An 18,136-nucleotide genomic window follows, 5' to 3' on the forward strand; every position below is an offset into this window, starting at 1 on the left:
TGTTCACCTGCTTTATTTGATTTCCAATGCTTTCAACATCATCGCCTTGCTTGCGTTTAAAGCTGTCACGTTGGCCTCATAGGATCGTGATGCCGAGATCAGGTCGACCATTTCCTTCATCGGATCGACATTCGGCAAAAGCACGTAGCCCTCTTGATCCGCATCGGGATGAGCAGGGTCATATACGCGTTTAAATGGCGTGGTGTCCTCCTGAATGGCCGTGACTCTTACCCCTTGTTCTCCGCCACTGCCAGAAACAGTTCCCACTGCCGCCTGCAGAAAGCTGTCGAACGATTGGGTCGAGCGGGGTGACAATTCGACCATTTTTCGACGGTACGGCTGCCACTTGCCATCGACAAAACTCGCGCGTGTCGTTTCTGCGTTCGCAATATTCGACGCGATCGTATCCAGGCGCAAGCGATTGGCAGTCAATGCAGAGGCACTCGTATTAATTCCTTGAAACAAGCTCATCGTTATTTCCCTCCACCCTCAATGACACTGCGCAGCTTCTGGAAATGCCCTGCTGTCAGTTGTGTTAAGCCGCTGTACCAGATCTGGTTTTTCGCCAGCTCTGTTGTCTCTGCTTCCAGATCGACATCATTCCCGCTGTTCTGCACGTAGCTATTCGGATTGGAAACGACTTGAGGCATTGCAAACCCGCCGGCATTGCCAAATGGAATATGGCGTTGATCGGTGCGATAAGCCGCAAGCTTCCCATTTCCTATTTGCCCATTTAGTTCCTCTTGCAGATAGCCCTCAAAAATTACCTGTTGACTTTTGAATTGAGGGGTATCGATGTTGGCAAGATTGTTCGCGATCGTCCGGTGCCGCAACGTCGCGGCATTCATCGCTCTCTCTAGGACCTGCAGATGATAGCTCTCCAGCATATAGCCTTCTCCCCCAATTATGTGTCAATTCATTTCCACAAAACTGCCTATAATTCCTGTATTTTCGACATCCAATTTACGATTCAATCATAGCAAAATCGTAATAGTGAAAAAAGCCCCTATTGATGGCGACTTTCAAAATGATTCAATGGCACTAAATCCCTGTTTTTTACTTGTTTTGACATGCAATCCATATTCAATGCGTCACAAGTGGGCTAGCACTAAAAAATCAATAGATAATTTCTGGAAGCGGTTTGTCGGACATTGTTGAAACTGGGTATAAATACCCATGAAAAAAGGTATAGCAACCGATGTCGCTATACCTTTTAGTTCACTTTGACTAAACTTTTATTGCAATTTTCCTTACGAAGTTTTGAGCTTTTCCAGCTCAGGCAGCAGTTTTTCGTTCAAAACTTTGATAAAAGTTCCTTTCATTCCCAAGGAACGGGATTCAATGACCCCCGCACTCTCCAGCTTGCGCAGTGCGTTTACGATAACGGAGCGGGTAATGCCTACGCGATCGGCAATTTTCGAAGCGACGAGCAAGCCTTCTTTGCCTTCGAGCTCTTCAAAAATGTGCTCAACCGCTTCCAGCTCGCTGTAGGACAAGGAACCGATTGCCATTTGCACGACAGCCTTGCTGCGCGCTTCTTCCTCAATCGCTTCCGAACGCTCGCGCAGGATCTCCATTCCTACTACGGTCGCGCCCACTTCCGCGAGGATCAGGTCATCGTCCACAAACTGGTCGTTGATGCGTCCGAGAATCAGTGTACCCAAACGGTCTCCGCCACCCATGATCGGAACGAGAGTCGTCCAGCCGGAACGGAATACGTCTTTCATCTCCACCGGGAAAATAGTGTAAGGGCTTTCTACGTCCAGGTTTGCGGACGTTTCTTCCACTTTCAGAAGACCTTGGCTGTACTCCTCTGGAAAACGGCGCTCTTCCAGCATTTTGCGCATGCGGCCATTGTCCATTTCCTGGTGGATGGCAAAACCAAGCAGCTTGCCTTTGCGACTTACGACAAATGTATTCGCTTCAATTACGTCACTCAGCACTTGCGCCATTTCGTTAAAATTAACAGCATGGCCCGCAGATTTTTGCAACATGCGGTTAATTCTTCTTGTTTTCGACAGTAGATCCATCTGTATTTCCTCCCAATGTATGTGTACTACCTACCCAATCATTACAAAATGTATTGACTCAAGTCTTTGTTCCCCGCGATCGATCCGAGCTTTTGCCGGACGTAATCAGGGGTGATTTGCACAACTTCCAGATGAATTTCCGGGGCTTCAAACGAGAGATCCTCCAGCAGCTTTTCCAGGATGGTGTGCAAGCGTCTAGCACCGATGTTGTCTGTGCTCTGATTGACTTCCGCAGCCATTTTCGCGAGCTCCTGGATCGCTTCCTGCGTAAATTCTACCCGCACGCCTTCTGTTTCCAGCAAAGCCACATACTGCTTGAGCAGCGCATTTTTCGGTTCCGTCAAAATTCGCACAAAATCCTCGACGCGCAAGCTCGTCAGCTCAACCCGGATCGGAAAACGCCCCTGCAGCTCAGGAATCAAATCAGACGGTTTGGCCATGTGAAACGCTCCAGCCGCGATAAACAGGACGTAATCGGTTTTTACCGGACCGTATTTCGTCATAACCGTAGAACCTTCCACGATCGGCAAAATATCTCGTTGCACGCCTTCGCGGGATACATCCGGTCCACGGCCGTCCTTGCCTGCAATCTTGTCGATCTCGTCGATAAAGATAATGCCATGCTGCTCTGCCCGACGAATCGACTCTTGCGTAACTTCGTCCATATCCACCAGTTTTTGCGCTTCCTGCTGAATTAATACCTTTCGGGCATCTTTAATTCGCAATTTTCGCTTCTTCGTCCGTTTAGGCATCAAGCTGCCGAGCATATCCTGCATTTGCATCCCCATTTGTTCTGTACCCGGAACCTGGAACATGTCGAACATCGTTGGCGATTGATCTTCTACCTCTATCTCGATCATTTGTTCTTCCAACTGTCCATTCGCTAGTTGCCAAGCCACCTGTCTGCGCTGTTGCAGAACGGAAGCTTCTTCCTGGTCATGCGACGTTTGCTCTTGCTGCTGTTGTCCGCCGAACAGCATTTCCAGCGGATTTTTGAACGAGCTTTGCTGTTTCCGGGATGGAACCAATGCGTTTACGATCGCCTCGTTGGCGAGCTTTTCCGCTTTTTCTTTGACGGATTCCACTTTTTCCTGCTTCACAGTTCGGATGGAGGCTTCCACCAGATCGCGCACCATCGACTCAACATCTCGTCCTACATAGCCAACCTCGGTGAACTTGGTCGCCTCTACTTTGATAAACGGCGCGCCGGTCAGCTTGGCGATCCGGCGGGCAATCTCGGTTTTCCCCACCCCGGTCGGTCCGATCATCAAAATATTTTTGGGAACCACTTCGTCAATCATCTGCTCCGGCAAAAGGCTCCGACGATAGCGATTGCGAAGCGCCACAGCGATGGCTTTCTTGGCTTGTGCCTGCCCGACGATGTATTTGTCCAAATGCTCTACGATCTTACGCGGAGTTAATTGCTCAAGATTCAGCACAGAAGTTCCTCCCTTTTGCTCAATTCAACTCATCCACCACAAGATTGTTGTTCGTGAACACGCAAATCTCCGCAGCGGTTCGAAGTGATGCTTCTGCAATTTCCCGGGCACTCAGGTGCGGCGCGTATATTTTCAGAGCGCGACCGGCAGCCAGGGCAAAACTTCCGCCAGAGCCGATCGCCAAAATCCCGTCATCTGGCTCGATGATTTCTCCGTTGCCGGAGATCAGCAGCAGGTGATCCTTGTTGCCGACAATCATCATCGCTTCCAGGCGGTGCAAAACTTTGTCCAAACGCCACTCCTTCGCCAGCTCAACAGCAGCCCGCTGAAGGTTTCCATGGTATTCCTCGAGCTTGCCTTCGAACTTTTCAAACAGCGTAATTGCGTCGGCAACTGAGCCTGCAAATCCTGCCAAAACTTCTCCGCGATAGAGCCTTCTCACTTTTTTGGCCCCATGCTTCATGACCATGCTGTTTCCAAAGGTAACCTGACCGTCACCGGCCATCGCGGTTGCCCCGTTATGCGTAATAGCGAATATGGTTGTTGCGTGAAACTGTTCCATCACTGATTCCTCCCGTTATGTCCGATTGGCGGAACCTGTACTATTCGGGTTAGCCCGCGGGTGAGCGGTGTCATATACATGGCGAAGTCGCTCCTTGGTCACATGCGTGTAAACCTGCGTCGTAGAGACATTGACATGTCCCAGCAGCTCTTGGACCGTCCGGAGGTCAGCTCCTCCATTCAACATGTGGGTCGCAAACGTGTGACGAAAGGTGTGAGGTGAAGCACGCAAATGAGAAGCGCACATATCTACGTATTTGTCTACAATCCGGCGGACGCTGCGGTCGGACAACGGCTCTCCGCGATAGTTAAGCAGCAGGTTGCCGTGATCTACTCTGCCGGCCAACAGTTTTTCTCTTCCATACTCTAGGTATTGCCTAAGAACGTCGCAGGCATAACTTCCCACAGGCACATACCGCTCTTTTGCCCCTTTTCCATATACAAGCGCGACGCCCATGCTCGGATTCACATCGTCGACTGACAAGGTAACCAGCTCAGAAACTCGCATGCCGCTCGCGTACAACAGTTCAAATATCAGCCGATCGCGTATTCCTAAAGGCGTTGATGTATCTGGCAGATCAAAAAACGCTTGAACTTCTTGTGGATACAAAAAGGAAGGGAGTTTCTTCTCCATCTTCGGAGTGGAAACGAGTTGGAACGGATTTTGCTCCAGTTGACCTTCACGCAACAAAAATCGATACAAGCTTCGCAAACTCGAGAGCTTGCGCGCAATACTTCGCCGGGATAACCCCCTGCCCGCCAAGTGCGCGAGAAAGGAGCGACCATGCAAATAAGAAACAGCAGCAAATACAGAGATTTGGTGCTGTTCCATAAAGGAGACAAATTCGCTGATATCTGCCAAATACTGCTTTACCGTATGAGGAGAGGCGTTTTTTTCGACTCGCAAATAACGGGTAAACATCGCAAGATCCGCAGAAATTTGTTGCGAAATGTCCATATGGGATGCACCCTCCTCGAAGCACCTATATAGTAACACAGACGAAATTCGGATATCAACGCTAATTGTGTCGTTATTGTGTAAAATTCTGAATTGTATCTAGCGCCCGCTCAGCAAGCTTTTCGTTTTTCTCACGCTTGTTGCGAATGCGCTCTGGCCACTCGGGAACCAGCCCGAAATTCGCGTTCATCGGCTGAAAATGTTTCGGATCCGCCGTCGTAATATAGCGCGCCATGCTGCCCATGACCGTTTCCGGCGGGAGCACGATCAGCTCTTCGCCTTTTGCCAGACGCGCGGCATTGATGCCTGCGAGCAGTCCGGAAGCGGCAGATTCCACGTAGCCTTCCACCCCTGTCATTTGGCCTGCAAAAAACAAGGTGTCCCGCTCCCTGTACTGATACGTAGGGCGCAGCAGCTTCGGCGAATTAATGAACGTATTGCGGTGCATGACGCCGTAACGGACGATTTCGCAGTTTTCCAGGCCAGGGATCAGCGAGAACACCCGCTTTTGCTCCGGCCATTTCAGATGGGTCTGGAAGCCGACGATGTTGTACAAGGTAGCCGCGCCGTTGTCCTGGCGAAGCTGAACGACTGCGTACGGCTTTTTGCCTGTGCGCGGGTCTGTCAGACCGACAGGCTTCATCGGGCCGAACAGCATCGTTTGGCGTCCGCGTTTTGCCATGACTTCGATCGGCATGCAGCCCTCGAAGAAAATTTCTTTTTCAAACTCCTTCAGCGGAACCGCTTCGGCGGCAATCAGCTCATCGTAAAAGCGATTAAATTCTTCCTCCGTCATCGGGCAGTTCAGGTAAGCAGCCTCCCCTTTATCGTACCTGGACGCCACGAAGACTTTGTTCATGTCGATCGAGTCTTTTTCGATAATTGGTGCTGCAGCATCATAAAAATATAGGTATTCTTCCCCAGTCAGCTCCTTGAGCTTTTGGGAAAGCGCTGGCGATGTCAGTGGTCCTGTCGCAATGACGACGATGCCATCCGCGGGAATGTCGGTGATCTCGTCGGTGATAACCTCGATCAGCGGATGATTTTTCACAGCATCCGTGACATAGCCAGCAAACTCATGCCGGTCTACCGCAAGCGCTCCCCCTGCCGGAACGGCGCAACGGTCAGCAGCCTCGATAATGACCGAGCCTAGACGGCGCATTTCTTCCTTTAATACGCCGACGGCATTGGCCAAGGAGTTCGCGCGCAAGGAGTTGCTGCAGACCAGTTCCGCGAATTTGTCGGTATGATGGGCAGGTGTCTGGGTCTTAGGCCGCATTTCGTACAGCTTGACGGGAATGCCTGCCTTGGCAATTTGCCAGGCAGCCTCGCTTCCGGCCAAACCCGCGCCTACTACAGTAATAGTTGGTGTTGTCATGCTGTTCTTCCTCCAAGCTACAAATTCTACCTCGTCCAATCAGGAGTCTGCTTCTTCCTGATAGTCGCATTTGGTGCAGACAACGCTAACCCCTTGCTTCTTGCGCTTTTTCTCCACGAGTAGGCTTGCGCATTTCGGGCAAGGACGGGCAATCGGTTTGTCCCACGATACAAAATCGCATTCCGGATATCGGTTGCAGCCGTAAAAAATACGGCTCTTCTTAGATTTACGTTCGATAATGTGTCCAGTTTCACATTGCGGGCACTTTACCCCTGTTTCTTTGACGATCGGTTTCGTGTTGCGGCATTCCGGGAACCCGGAACAAGCGAGGAACTTGCCGAAGCGCCCGAGCTTGTAGACCATCACGCGGCCGCACAGCTCGCAAGTCTCGTCAGACTCTTCGTCTTTCAGCTCGACTTCCTTCATTTCTTCTTCCGCTACGGCCACTCGCTTGGCAAAGTCACCGTAAAACGCATCGAGAATTTGAACCCAGTTCGCTGTGCCTTCCTCGATTTCGTCGAGATCGGACTCCATATGGGCGGTAAACTCCGCATTGAGAATTTCCGGAAAAAACTCCTCGATCAGCGTAATGACGATTTCGCCCAGCTCTGTCGGGATGAACCGCTTTTCCTCCAGCGCGACATAGCCGCGCTTCTGAATAGTTTCCAGCGTTGGAGCGTACGTAGAGGGACGGCCGATGCCGCCTTCTTCGAGCGTCTTGATGAGACGCGCCTCCGAGTAACGCGGCGGCGGCTGGGTAAAATGTTGCGCCGGCGTTATTTCTCGCTGTTCCAGCGTCTGGCCTTCAGCGATTGGCGGCAGGAAGCTCTCTTCTTCCGTGCCGTCATCATTTCCTTCTATATAAACCTTCATAAATCCAGGGAACTTCACTTTCGAGCCAGTCGCCCGGAACATGACGCCCCCTGCATCAATATCTACACTCATGGTATCGAGTACAGCGGAAGACATCTGGCTCGCCAGAAACCGCTCCCAAATGAGTCGATACAAGCGCAGTTGATCTCTCGACAAAAATTCCTTGATCTCATCCGGCGTACGTGCGACCGAAGTTGGGCGGATCGCCTCGTGCGCGTCCTGAGCGTTTTCTTTTTTGACCTGGACACGAGGTTCTGCCGGTATGTAGTCAGCGCCGAATTTTTCCAGTATGTACTCTTTCGCCTCATTTTGCGCGGTTTCGGATACGCGGGTGGAGTCTGTACGCATATACGTAATCAAACCGACTGCGCCTTCCTTGTTGCCGACGTCAATCCCCTCGTACAGCTCCTGGGCGATCCGCATCGTCTTGGCGGTACGGAAATTGAGCTTGCGCGCGGCTTCCTGTTGCAGAGAGCTGGTGATAAACGGCGGTGCAGGATTGCGTTTGCGCTCGCGCTTTGTTACCTTTTGCACGACAAACGACTGATCCTTCATTTTGTCCAGCACGCGCTTGACGTCCTCTTCCGACTTCAGCTCGACTTTTTCATCCTCATAGCCGTAAAACTTCGCCTCAAACTCTTTGCCGTTGCTAGCGAGCTTGGTGGCAATCGTCCAGTACTCTTCGGGAATGAATTGCTGGATTTCGCGCTCCCGATCCATAATCAGCTTGACGGTGACAGACTGGACGCGTCCGGCGCTCAAACCTTTGCGCACTTTTTTCCACAGGATCGGGCTGATGTTGTAGCCGACCAGCCGGTCCAAAATACGCCGCGCCTGTTGGGCGTTCACCAAATCCATGTTGATATGGCGCGGATGCTTGAACGCTTCCTTGATCGCGTCTTTGGTAATCTCGTTGAACACCACGCGAAGCGGCTGGTTCAAATCGAGTCCGAGATATTGGGCCAGATGCCAGGCAATTGCTTCCCCTTCGCGATCCGGGTCGGCTGCCAGATAGACTTTCTTTACTTTTTTGGCGGCATCCTTCAGGCCCTTGAGTACATCGCCCTTGCCGCGAATGGTTATGTATTTGGGTTCAAAGCCATGATTGACATCTACCCCCATCTGACTTTTCGGGAGGTCGCGCACATGTCCCATGGACGCTTTCACGATATATTTGCTACCCAGATATTTTCCAATGGTTTTCGCTTTCGCAGGGGATTCTACGATTACGAGCGTATCAGCCATTTTTTTCCTCCCCTTTTAGTAAGGAATCTTCCCTATTATTAAATATGCTTATCCGATTTGTCAAACACTTGCAAGCTTTAGGGGATTCCCGGGAAAGGTCAAACATGCCTTAGCGCCGCGCGAAATACCCCCCTGGCAGTGCCGCAAGCACCCCTTTTGCCTCCAGTCGGACAAGCAATTGGTGCACGTTTTTGCGCCGGTCAGGCTCCAGTTGCTGTACAAGCTCATCCACGTGCACGCCTTCGTAAGTGATCGCCTCCACAATCACGCTTTCCTCTGCGGTAAGCGTCATGGAACTGCTGCCTTTTCCGGCGACAGACGCTGATTCAGCACCGCTCGCATAAGCCCGCGGCAACTCCTCCAAGATATCGCAGGGTCTTGTTACTAGCTTTGCTCCTTGTTTGAGCAAGTTATGCGGCCCTGCGCTCATCAAGGAAAAAATCGGGCCTGGAACGGCAAAAACGTCGCGTCCTTGCTCCAGCGCACAGTCCGCTGTAATCAGCGATCCGCTTTTTTCTGCTGCTTCCACGACTACTACGCCCAAACTGAGTCCACTGATAATGCGGTTTCGCTCGGGGAACAGCCCTGGGACGGGCGGAGTATCTGGCGGGTATTCGGACAAAAGTAGTCCAAAAGATTCAATTTTTTCGTAGAGCATGCGATGCCTTGGCGGGTACACATGATTCAGCCCGCAGCCCAATACGGCGATGGTCTTTCCTCCAGCCGCAAGCGCCGTCTGATGCGCTTCGCCATCTATGCCATAGGCCAGACCGGATACAATCGCAAGCCCCGCCTGCACCAGCTCTTTCACCAAATACGCGCAGCTCGCCCGGCCGTACGGCGTTGGCTTGCGCGAGCCGACAACACCGATGGCCGCCTCTGCAAGCAGCTTGCGATCGCCTCGGCAAAACAGCGTCAGCGGCTGGTCAGGAATATGCCGCAGCAAGGAGGGATAGTCTTCGTCAAAGATGCAAAGAAAGCGAGTCCGACTCGCCTCCCGTTTTGCTAACAGGTGCATGACAGCCGCGGCATTTGTTTGCATATCAACTTGTTGCACAAGCTCGACAGAAAGCCCCAACTCTTCCCCGATCAAAAGCCAATGATCGACAGCATTCTGAAAAGACCCTGCTGTTTCGCTAATTTTCCTGATTGTTCGACGTCCCAACCCCGGTGTCATCGCCAGTACATACAGCCAATCTCGCTCACTGATTTGCGGTTTGCCCATCAAACACCCTCCTTGCATCCAAGCGTTACCTTGGACGGCTTCGAGTGCTATTGTAGCGAAAGACAGCGGCCTCTTTCAAAAAAAGAAAAAGTGGACAAGCATCTGCCTGTCCACTTCTGCTATCAAAACGATTACTTGTTCAACACTTTCTCCAGCATGCCGCGCTCTTTCAGCAGTTCTACCAGTGTTTCACCGATTACTGCTGGCGTTTTCGCTACGCGAACGCCGCACTCTTCGAGCTTCGCGATTTTCTCAGCGGCTGTACCTTTACCGCCGGAGATGATCGCACCAGCGTGGCCCATGCGTTTTCCTGGAGGAGCAGTTTGTCCGCCAATGAAGCCTACTACTGGTTTTTTCATGTTCGCCGCGATCCATTCAGCCGCTTCTTCTTCCGCCGTACCGCCGATTTCACCGATCATGATAACGGCTTCAGTGTCTGGGTCTTCGTTGAACATTTTCAGTACATCGATGAACTCCATCCCTTTTACAGGGTCGCCACCGATACCTACAGCAGTGGATTGACCGATGCCGCGAGTGGAAGTTTGATGTACAGCTTCATAAGTCAAGGTACCGGAGCGGGATACGATACCCACTTTACCAGGGGTGTGAATGTAGCCTGGCATGATACCGATTTTGCACTCGCCTGGAGTGATAACGCCTGGGCAGTTAGGTCCGATCAGCTTGGTTTTCTTGCCTTCCATGTAACGTTTTACTTTTACCATGTCGAGGACAGGAATACCTTCGGTGATGCAGATGACCAGATCCAGTTCAGCGTCAACCGCTTCCATGATCGCGTCAGCAGCAAAAGGAGGAGCAACGTAGATAACGGAAGCATTTGCGCCTGTTTTTTCTACCGCTTCTGCTACGGTGTTGAAAATTGGAATACCGTCTACTTCGGTTCCGCCTTTACCTGGAGTCACGCCGCCAACCATTTGTGTACCGTATTCAACGGCTCCGCGAGTGTGGAACAAACCTGTTGCACCGGTAATCCCTTGTGTAATTACTTTTGTATTTTTATTAACGAGAATACTCATCGCGTTTTTTTCCCACCTTTTTTTACGTATCTACTCGCAATTGCTTACTTTACCAAGGATACGATTTTCTCAGCGCCATCAGCCATGGATTCAGCCGCAACGATGTTCAGACCGGATTCGTTGAGGATTTTCTTGCCGAGGTCTACGTTTGTACCTTCGAGACGTACAACGAGCGGTTTGTCCAGTTTGATTTGTTTCGCTGCATTCACAACGCCGTTTGCGATAACGTCACATTTCATGATACCGCCGAAAATGTTGACGAAAATGCCTTTTACTTTTTCGTCGCGCAGGATGATTTTGAACGCTTCGGTTACTTTTTCTTCGGTCGCACCGCCACCTACATCGAGGAAGTTGGCTGGATCTCCACCGTAAAATTTCACGATGTCCATGGTAGCCATCGCAAGACCAGCGCCGTTTACCATGCAGCCGATGTTACCATCGAGAGCAATGTAGGACAGATCGTATTTGGACGCTTCGATTTCTTTCTCGTCTTCTTCATCCAGGTCGCGCAGAGCTACAACGTCAGGATGGCGGTAGAGAGCGTTGCTGTCGAAGTTCAGTTTGGCATCGAGTGCCATTACTTCACCGTCGCCAGTAACAACAAGCGGGTTGATTTCCGCGATAGAGCAGTCTTTGTCAACAAATGCCTGGTACAGGCTCATCATGAACTTCGCTGCTTTGTTGATGAGTTCTTTCGGGATGTTGATTGCATAAGCCAGACGGCGTGCCTGGAACGCGTTCAGGCCAGTTACCGGATCGATCACTTCTTTGAAGATTTTTTCCGGAGTTTTTGCTGCTACTTCCTCGATCTCCGTACCGCCCTCTTCAGAAGCCATCATGACAACGCTACCTGTTGCACGGTCAACAACGACACCCACGTAGTATTCTTTTTTAATATCGCAGCCTTGCTCGATCAAGAGGCGTTTTACTTCTTTGCCTTCCGGACCTGTTTGATGAGTTACCAGCACTTTGCCAAGAATTTCACTGGCATATGTACGAACTTCATCCAGGTTTTTCGCCACTTTTACACCGCCAGCTTTACCGCGGCCACCAGCGTGGATTTGCGCTTTTACGACAACAACCTGGGTGCCCAGTTCTTTCGCCGCTTCAACAGCTTCATCCACTGTGAAAGCTACGCGACCTTCAGGAACTTTTACACCGTACTGCTTAAGTATCTCTTTACCTTGATACTCATGAATGTTCATTCTCCATCCTCCTATGGCAGATAAAGATCGGCAAGCTTTTAGACCGGCACAAAGACATCTGTCTTCTTCCGGTCGAAAGCCTCCACTATCAGTGCAACGTAACTATTCTACGACAAAAATTGCAAAAGTGGTAGTAATATGTTCTCTTTATCGTGACCAGAACTTCGAAACTTCATGAGGAAAACCCATCATTTTCTAAGACTTTGCAACAATTTCCACTGCGCTTCGGCCATTTCATTGTGAGTGAACCAATTTGCATCCAATTGAAAATACTTGGCATACCAAATGACTTCGCGCTCTTTCCCATTGACGGTAAAGAACAAGCGATACTGCTCCGGTCCCGGATCTTTCGGTGCTTCCTTCAGCAGCTCTGCCGTTTGCAAAAGACGCACGGCCTGGTGCGCAATCCCTTGCTCCACGGTCGTTTTTCGGACTTCCAGTTCAAGGCTCTCTACAGCCATCGCACCTGTTGCGGCAATCCGAATCCGGCTCGCCTTGAATAGCTGCTCAAGCCGTTTTTCTTCCTTCTTGTCCGTTGGCGGAATCCATTCTGTCAGCTTGGAAAACAGCCCGCCGTCCACGTGAAACGTGTGGGTTTCTTTTCCAAACGGCACACTGATTAAGGTAGGGGTCAGCACGGTCACTTCCAGCGGCCTTTCTGCTGAATTGATGCGCAAGCGATAATTCGGGTAGAGCGGATACTGCTTGAGGCTCGCTCCCGTCTCTGGCACAGCCGCTGCCAACGTCTTGCGGATGTCTTCTATCTCCGTCTCGCCAAGCACCCGTGTCTTGGCGAGGTCCTCAGCCGAGAGCAGGACCGTGTCGATTTTTTGCGACAGCAGTCCTTTTCCTGTCAGCTTTTGAATCCAGTGATAAAAAGCGACAGCGCCTGCACCGCGATATGTATTTTCGCCAAACTGGCTGGCTCCTTCTCCGACGGCCACGACGAGAGGGGCTAATTGCTTGCGGTAGAGCACGAGCGTAAAGCGCACGTCTTCCTGCTTCAAGGCTGTTTCTGAAAGCTGCAAATCTTTGCCTTGCCCAGACAGCTCCTTCATGAATGTCGGCAAATCCAGCATCACTTCCTGCCCATCTGTTGACATGACGGTTACCTTTTCTACCGCACCAAGCTCTTTCTCGATACGGTTACTCATGTCGGCCGGCACCTTGTCAGGCTGCGCACAACCGGAAATCATCATACTTGCGACCATCACAATTAACAGGTAAGCACGCAAAGACGATACCATGCAGCACCCTCCTTCGAGTATCAATCGTGCCCGATGATTCTACAAAAGTCCCAATCGTCGGCTGATCTCACTGCCAAGTTTTCGTTTGACGTAAATTTCGCCTATTTGGTGCGGGTCTTTGACCACAACCGAGCGATTGTTCGTGCGGATGACAACGTACTTCTCACCGTTTTTATCCAGTCCGCAAATCAGCTCGGAGGAAACCTCCACAAAAATCGCGACGACATGCTTGCCGTCCACTTTTTTCAGGGAGATTTTAGGAAAAGGGGTTAAAAATGGCGATGTTTTGTCCTGAATGTACTGTGTTATGGCCAAAATGTATTTATCCGGGTCGCCGTATTGCTCGATTTCGTGATCGATGCCGCAAATGGTACCTTCATCCGTAATCCCCAAAAAGAGATTGCCGTTGTTCGAGTTGGCAAATGCTACGACAGTTTTAATAATTCCGCCTTTGGACAGCAAAAAGTCGCGCTTGAATTCGATCATGTCGTTTTCGCCAAGCGAGGTTGCCACGAGCGGATCGTCTACCCGCCCGAGATAGCGAAACCTGCTGATCGCCCCCAAGCGATATACGTACTCTTCAAAGATATCAGCCGGCAAAGACAGGTCTTCCAGACTCGCATCTGTATTCTGCCATAATTTATACGTCTGTGGAGCGAAGCACATGTCAAACAATACGTTGCCGCCGAGTGATCGAATGTTCATTCCGATGGAAGCAGGCTTCGTAATCCCTGGTTGATAAGGGGGATCGTTCTCCACTTCCAGGACGCCGGAATGAAACAAAAAGTCAAAATAGTGCCTAGGCAACTGGGCATTTTGCCGCAGCAGCTCTCGGTCAACCGTAGACCTTCGAATCTCCTGGTACAAGTCGAAACGCACAGATTGTTCTGTCAGTTCATGGACAACGGCGAGTAAGGAACAAATATGGCGCATGTTTTCCCTCGTTCTTTTGTTTGGAATCCTTGTCATTGTTTGGTCATAATTTTAACGCAACTATTTGGAGGTTGACCAGTTTTTTTATGCAATCGCCCGGAAAGCGACAGCGGAACGCCCGCCAAAAGACAGGCGCCGCCGTCTAGTTTCCTGCTTTTTCAGGGCGGGACTGGTAGGCGTACAGCAATGTTTGAAGCTTCAAAGACAGTCCCATGTCCCCTTTTATTTTCAGCTTGCCCGTGACAAGAGCTGCGGCAGGATTGAGTGTACCACGGACAAGTTTGATGAAATTTTCATCGGACAATTCCAGCGTACAGCCCGCCTGTTCGGTAGCCCCGAGGCGATAGGTCGCTTCGTCATTGGCAAATTTGATTTCGTACGTACCGCCCTCTTTTCCGGCAAGCACAAAATGATAGACGGCAGAAAAGTTGCGGATCGGCTTCGGATTCGCTTTGATTTTTTGCGCCAGCTCTATCAGTGTATCTGCTACAGACACGTTCATCACCCTTTTGTCGCCGCTTCCTCTATACGCCGTGCGAAGAGGCGAGGCGCCCTTTCGTCAGCTTTTCGTACCAGCACCGTTTACACCAGTCGGGGAACGTCGCTCGCTTCGCTCTCGCTCTCATTGGCTTGAAGCGCTCGCAAGTGTTCGCACAAAAAAAGAAAGCCGGGCATTTGCCGGCTTATTTTACTCGAACAGCGGTTCCAGTCGCGATGACCATCATCATGCCTTCTCGGAGCGTTTCGAAGTCGAGGTCGACTCCAACGACTGCGTTTGCCCCGAGCGCGCGCGCTTTTTCCTTCATTTCTTGCAGCGCCATTTCGCGTCCTTCTGCCAGCTTGCTTTCGTAGGAGCCGCTTCTGCCACCGATGATGTCCGTGATTCCTGCCAAAAAGTCGCGAACCACGTTCGCCCCCATGATGACTTCTCCGCTGACGATATCCAAATAGGCTTCAATTTCTTTACCTTGCAACGTGCTGGTTGTGGTAATAATCATGGAAAAGGCCTCCTCTAACCGAATTCATTTCACTCTGACAATATGTAATACGAATGAACTTTGCGGCGGTTTCAGTTGCCCCTTTTTTAGCGGGCGGCTTACTCAAAGTGTGTGCCTGTAACCATGCCCTTATCCAGCAGCGTGCTTACGTAACGATCAGGAAAACGTAGACGCCGTCTTCTGTGCCTTGATCGCAGACGAGGCAAGGCTTGCTTGCGCGATCAGCTCCCTCCAGGAGTGGGCGAAGAAATCAGGCTCACTGTAGCCGTTCACATGGCCGACTGCGGCCGAAACCGTGATGTCCAGCACGTCGGTCGGACGCGAAATCAGCTCGATATACTGCTCGACGAGCGCGTCAGGAGCAGTAGAGATCAAGACAAATTCATCCCCTGCATACCGACACAGATGATCTCCCTGATCCTCGGCGATCGAGGAAAGCACAGCCGAATAAGTGCGGATGACGTCATCGCCGAACGGATGCCCGTATTGCTTGTTAATTCTGCCGAAATCGTTCAAATCGATGAACAGCAGGTGAAACGGAATTTTTTTCTGCAAATAGCTCTCCCCGATAAACTGGATATAAGGCGCCCGATACAGACCGGACAGCGGGTCTTTGTATTGGGCAATTTGCATTTCCACGATTTCTTTCGTAATCATCCCGCTTATTTGCTCGTCGTCCAGGATAATCGCCAGTCTGGCATTTTCATTGAGAAAGTAATGGTGCGCCTCCCAAATGTTTTGATCCGCCAGCAGGTAATGCACCTGATTGCACATCGCATCGGCGACAATCCGGTTTGGATGCGCAGTCAGGACATCTCGGGAAGTCACTAAACCTACGACCTCTCCATGGTCAATGACGACCAGCGAATCCATCTGATACTCACTCATGAGCCTTGCAGCATGGGAAACGGATTTGTCAGAGGAAATGGAATGGATCGTCGGGTTCATGATTTCGGAGATGTTCATAGCAAATCCACCTCTCGCTGTACAGACAACGCAATTTTCAGCTCAGAACGCAACACCATTGATTCGCTAATCATCCGCTCTGATTCCTCAAGAATAATTTTCATCAGCAGTTTTTCGTCCATCATCTGCAGGAGCGAGTTTCTCAGCAACACCGCCTCGATCTTCGGATGATCGATTTTCAGCAGGGTAAACTGCTCCGGAGACAGTGCCTCTGCCATCCTCCGTACTGCTTCCGGTCCGATCGGCGCTTTTCTGCCGATAATCAGCATATCCTGCATCGGAGGGACTTCAAACTCGGATATTTTTAAGGAAAGAGTGGCTTTCCTAGAATATACGCTACTATCACCAAACATCAGTAATTCCTCCAATTCTGCTCTCCCCTCTTAATCTTCTCGCAGGCGATCTGGTTTCCCAAAAAGGTATCCTTGTCCCATTGCAATTCCCAATGAAGAGGCGCAAGCAAAATCTTCTTCTTCTTCAACTCCTTCAAGAATGAGTTGAGGTTCGTACTTGCAAAAGTCAACAAACAGCTTGACGACTGTCTGTTTTTCTTGCGAAGTCGAAAGCTCCTTGGAATAGAAACGATCGATTTTGATGAAATCAGGCGAAAGATCAGTTATTTTATGAAAAATATTTGCTGCATCCCCTACATCATCTAACGCGATCAAAAAACCCATCTTTTTCAATTCGCCAATGCGATTGGTAAAAACGGGCTCATGCCAGCATTCCCCTTCCATGATCGATTCGTTTATTTCCAGTACGATTCTTTTCAAATACGGAAAAAAAGCTTGCTTGATTTCCTCGATGAATCCCGGAAACGAATCTTCCACGATCGTGGACGGAAAAATATTGACAAACAGGAGCTCCTGGGTGTGTTCCTTGGATGAACGAAAAAAAGACAAAAGCGCATGCCGAAATGACTGGGTATCCAGCTCCGGCAACTTTCTTTTTTCCTTGGCCATCGAAAACAACAGTTCCGGGTTTAGTCCCGCTTTGCTGCGGAGCAGCACCTCATACCCTATTCTTTTTTTATCAGGGAATTGGCATATGGGCTGAAACGCATGATAATACTCTCTTTTCTCAAATAGTTCCGCAATGCTCTCCATCAATTTTCCTTTCCCTTTCCTAGCAAATATGAACACAGAGAAAGCTTCCCAAGTGTGAGGTGCATAGGATGTACGCCCAATTCATTGGAAGTGCTGGGAAGTTCAACGACCAGTAAGACCGCAAACCCTAGAAGTTTTCGGCGCGAAAACTAGGTAAAAGAGATCACAAAATCTCCAGTCTATTCGACAACATATGTCTTTGTTCCTAGTTATTCGCCATTGTTTTGCATATCCCTTTCCAAATCATACTAAATTTCTGCTGAAAAAAAAGCAGCTTTTGGATAGCTCGGCATAATTTTCTGCGCGAGGCATGCCGTTTTTTCCTATATGGAACAATTATTTTTGGCTTTGTCGCTCTCCAGTTGCTCTCCTTTCGCCGCTCTCCACTCGGATTGCTTAGGCACTTTGCCGTTTTTTTCATACAGTTTGGGGAAAGGTGTTTTGCAGAGGAAAGGATGATGAAAATGGCGATGATCTCGACTTATACGCTTCAGGTGCAGAGCGGCCAGCCGTTTGCGGTCACGCTCGACGCAAATCCGACGACTGGGTACCAGTGGGCACTGTCCAATTCGGTGGACGAGACGTTTCTGTTTCTGCAATCCAGTGAATTTGTTCCGCCTTCGCAGCCCGCTCGGATTGGGCAAGGCGGTCAGCAGCGGTTCACTTTTCGGGCGCTGCGCCGGGGTGTGACTTCGCTTTCGTTCAAGTACTGCCGTCCGTGGGAGCCGTCTGATTGTGCCAGCTTTGTTTTTTATGTCGTTACGGTTGTGTGAGTTTTAGTGGTTGGGTATGGGGTGAGTGAAGCTGGGTTTTCGTGTTGCTTAGAAAAAGGCGATTTGTAAAAGGCTTGGGTTAAGCAAGGCGTTTGCCAAGCGGTACAGAGAGTATTCGCTTGCGCTTGTTTGCCAGAATGAGGTTTGTAGCTAGATGTTTGGGTA

Annotated in this window: 19 protein-coding genes; 1 reads left to right on the forward strand and 18 read right to left on the reverse strand. The window is 50.3% G+C overall.

The genetic code is table 11. The features are described 5' to 3' along the window. Nucleotides 1-12: 12 nt before the first annotated feature. From flgC to AC27IT_RS02670, 18 genes are all read right to left on the reverse strand, one after another. Entirely contained in the window at nucleotides 13-471 is a 459-nt protein-coding gene (gene flgC, locus AC27IT_RS02585) for a flagellar basal body rod protein FlgC (RefSeq protein WP_005834262.1), read from the reverse strand. A 2-nt stretch (nucleotides 472-473) separates the two neighbouring features. Beyond that, nucleotides 474-887: a flagellar basal body rod protein FlgB gene (flgB, locus tag AC27IT_RS02590; protein WP_007777766.1), complete on the reverse strand. Its 414-nt coding sequence runs from the start codon at nucleotides 885-887 to the stop codon at nucleotides 474-476. A 363-nt stretch (nucleotides 888-1,250) separates the two neighbouring features. Beyond that, nucleotides 1,251-2,030 (reverse strand): GTP-sensing pleiotropic transcriptional regulator CodY, encoded by a 780-nt coding sequence (codY, locus tag AC27IT_RS02595; protein WP_005834266.1) that lies wholly within the window; start codon nucleotides 2,028-2,030, stop codon nucleotides 1,251-1,253. Nucleotides 2,031-2,071: 41 nt separating this feature from the next. Next, nucleotides 2,072-3,469: an ATP-dependent protease ATPase subunit HslU gene (gene hslU / locus AC27IT_RS02600; protein WP_005834268.1), complete on the reverse strand. Its 1,398-nt coding sequence runs from the start codon at nucleotides 3,467-3,469 to the stop codon at nucleotides 2,072-2,074. Nucleotides 3,470-3,488: 19 nt separating this feature from the next. Next, entirely contained in the window at nucleotides 3,489-4,031 is a 543-nt protein-coding gene (gene hslV / locus AC27IT_RS02605; RefSeq protein ID WP_005834269.1) for an ATP-dependent protease subunit HslV, read from the reverse strand. Nucleotides 4,032-4,046: 15 nt separating this feature from the next. Then, a complete protein-coding gene (gene xerC, locus AC27IT_RS02610; RefSeq protein ID WP_025846129.1) occupies nucleotides 4,047-4,988 on the reverse strand; it encodes a tyrosine recombinase XerC in 942 nt (313 codons plus the stop codon). Nucleotides 4,989-5,061: 73 nt separating this feature from the next. Further along, nucleotides 5,062-6,366 carry an FADH(2)-oxidizing methylenetetrahydrofolate--tRNA-(uracil(54)-C(5))-methyltransferase TrmFO gene (gene trmFO / locus AC27IT_RS02615; RefSeq protein WP_005834272.1) on the reverse strand — a complete coding sequence of 435 codons (1,305 nt, stop codon included), beginning with the start codon at nucleotides 6,364-6,366 and terminating at the stop codon, nucleotides 5,062-5,064. Nucleotides 6,367-6,405: 39 nt separating this feature from the next. Further along, nucleotides 6,406-8,484 carry a type I DNA topoisomerase gene (gene topA, locus AC27IT_RS02620; protein WP_005834274.1) on the reverse strand — a complete coding sequence of 693 codons (2,079 nt, stop codon included), beginning with the start codon at nucleotides 8,482-8,484 and terminating at the stop codon, nucleotides 6,406-6,408. Between the two features lie 109 nt (nucleotides 8,485-8,593). Continuing rightward, the gene (gene dprA / locus AC27IT_RS02625; protein ID WP_025846135.1) at nucleotides 8,594-9,709 is read right to left on the reverse strand and encodes a DNA-processing protein DprA; all 1,116 of its coding nucleotides are present in this window, start codon (nucleotides 9,707-9,709) and stop codon (nucleotides 8,594-8,596) included. 131 nt (nucleotides 9,710-9,840) lie between these two features. Beyond that, on the reverse strand, nucleotides 9,841-10,743 hold the full coding sequence (gene sucD / locus AC27IT_RS02630) for a succinate--CoA ligase subunit alpha (RefSeq protein ID WP_005834278.1): 903 nt from the start codon (nucleotides 10,741-10,743) through the stop codon (nucleotides 9,841-9,843). A 44-nt stretch (nucleotides 10,744-10,787) separates the two neighbouring features. After that, the gene (gene sucC / locus AC27IT_RS02635; RefSeq protein ID WP_122903357.1) at nucleotides 10,788-11,948 is read right to left on the reverse strand and encodes an ADP-forming succinate--CoA ligase subunit beta; all 1,161 of its coding nucleotides are present in this window, start codon (nucleotides 11,946-11,948) and stop codon (nucleotides 10,788-10,790) included. A gap of 188 nt (nucleotides 11,949-12,136) precedes the next feature. Next, nucleotides 12,137-13,195 carry a hypothetical protein gene (locus AC27IT_RS02640; protein ID WP_025846138.1) on the reverse strand — a complete coding sequence of 353 codons (1,059 nt, stop codon included), beginning with the start codon at nucleotides 13,193-13,195 and terminating at the stop codon, nucleotides 12,137-12,139. A 39-nt stretch (nucleotides 13,196-13,234) separates the two neighbouring features. Beyond that, nucleotides 13,235-14,128 (reverse strand): AlbA family DNA-binding domain-containing protein, encoded by an 894-nt coding sequence (locus tag AC27IT_RS02645; protein WP_007777751.1) that lies wholly within the window; start codon nucleotides 14,126-14,128, stop codon nucleotides 13,235-13,237. A gap of 142 nt (nucleotides 14,129-14,270) precedes the next feature. Beyond that, a complete protein-coding gene (locus AC27IT_RS02650) occupies nucleotides 14,271-14,630 on the reverse strand; it encodes an SCP2 sterol-binding domain-containing protein (protein WP_005834285.1) in 360 nt (119 codons plus the stop codon). Between the two features lie 181 nt (nucleotides 14,631-14,811). Continuing rightward, entirely contained in the window at nucleotides 14,812-15,126 is a 315-nt protein-coding gene (locus AC27IT_RS02655) for a YbjQ family protein (protein ID WP_005834287.1), read from the reverse strand. 156 nt (nucleotides 15,127-15,282) lie between these two features. Further along, nucleotides 15,283-16,092 (reverse strand): GGDEF domain-containing protein, encoded by an 810-nt coding sequence (locus AC27IT_RS02660; protein ID WP_005834288.1) that lies wholly within the window; start codon nucleotides 16,090-16,092, stop codon nucleotides 15,283-15,285. Further along, complete coding sequence (locus AC27IT_RS02665) at nucleotides 16,089-16,460, reverse strand: hypothetical protein (RefSeq protein WP_235694688.1); 372 nt, start codon at nucleotides 16,458-16,460, stop codon at nucleotides 16,089-16,091. Before AC27IT_RS02665 ends, AC27IT_RS02660 begins: the two co-directional genes overlap by 4 nt. A gap of 15 nt (nucleotides 16,461-16,475) precedes the next feature. After that, a complete protein-coding gene (locus AC27IT_RS02670) occupies nucleotides 16,476-17,198 on the reverse strand; it encodes an EAL domain-containing protein (protein WP_025846142.1) in 723 nt (240 codons plus the stop codon). A 464-nt stretch (nucleotides 17,199-17,662) separates the two neighbouring features. On the opposite strand from AC27IT_RS02670, the gene AC27IT_RS02675 reads away from it, so the two are divergent. Next, nucleotides 17,663-17,971 carry a protease inhibitor I42 family protein gene (locus AC27IT_RS02675; RefSeq protein WP_026557325.1) on the forward strand — a complete coding sequence of 103 codons (309 nt, stop codon included), beginning with the start codon at nucleotides 17,663-17,665 and terminating at the stop codon, nucleotides 17,969-17,971. Nucleotides 17,972-18,136 lie beyond the last annotated feature (165 nt).

It is taken from the genome of Brevibacillus sp. YAE8, assembly GCF_057543335.1.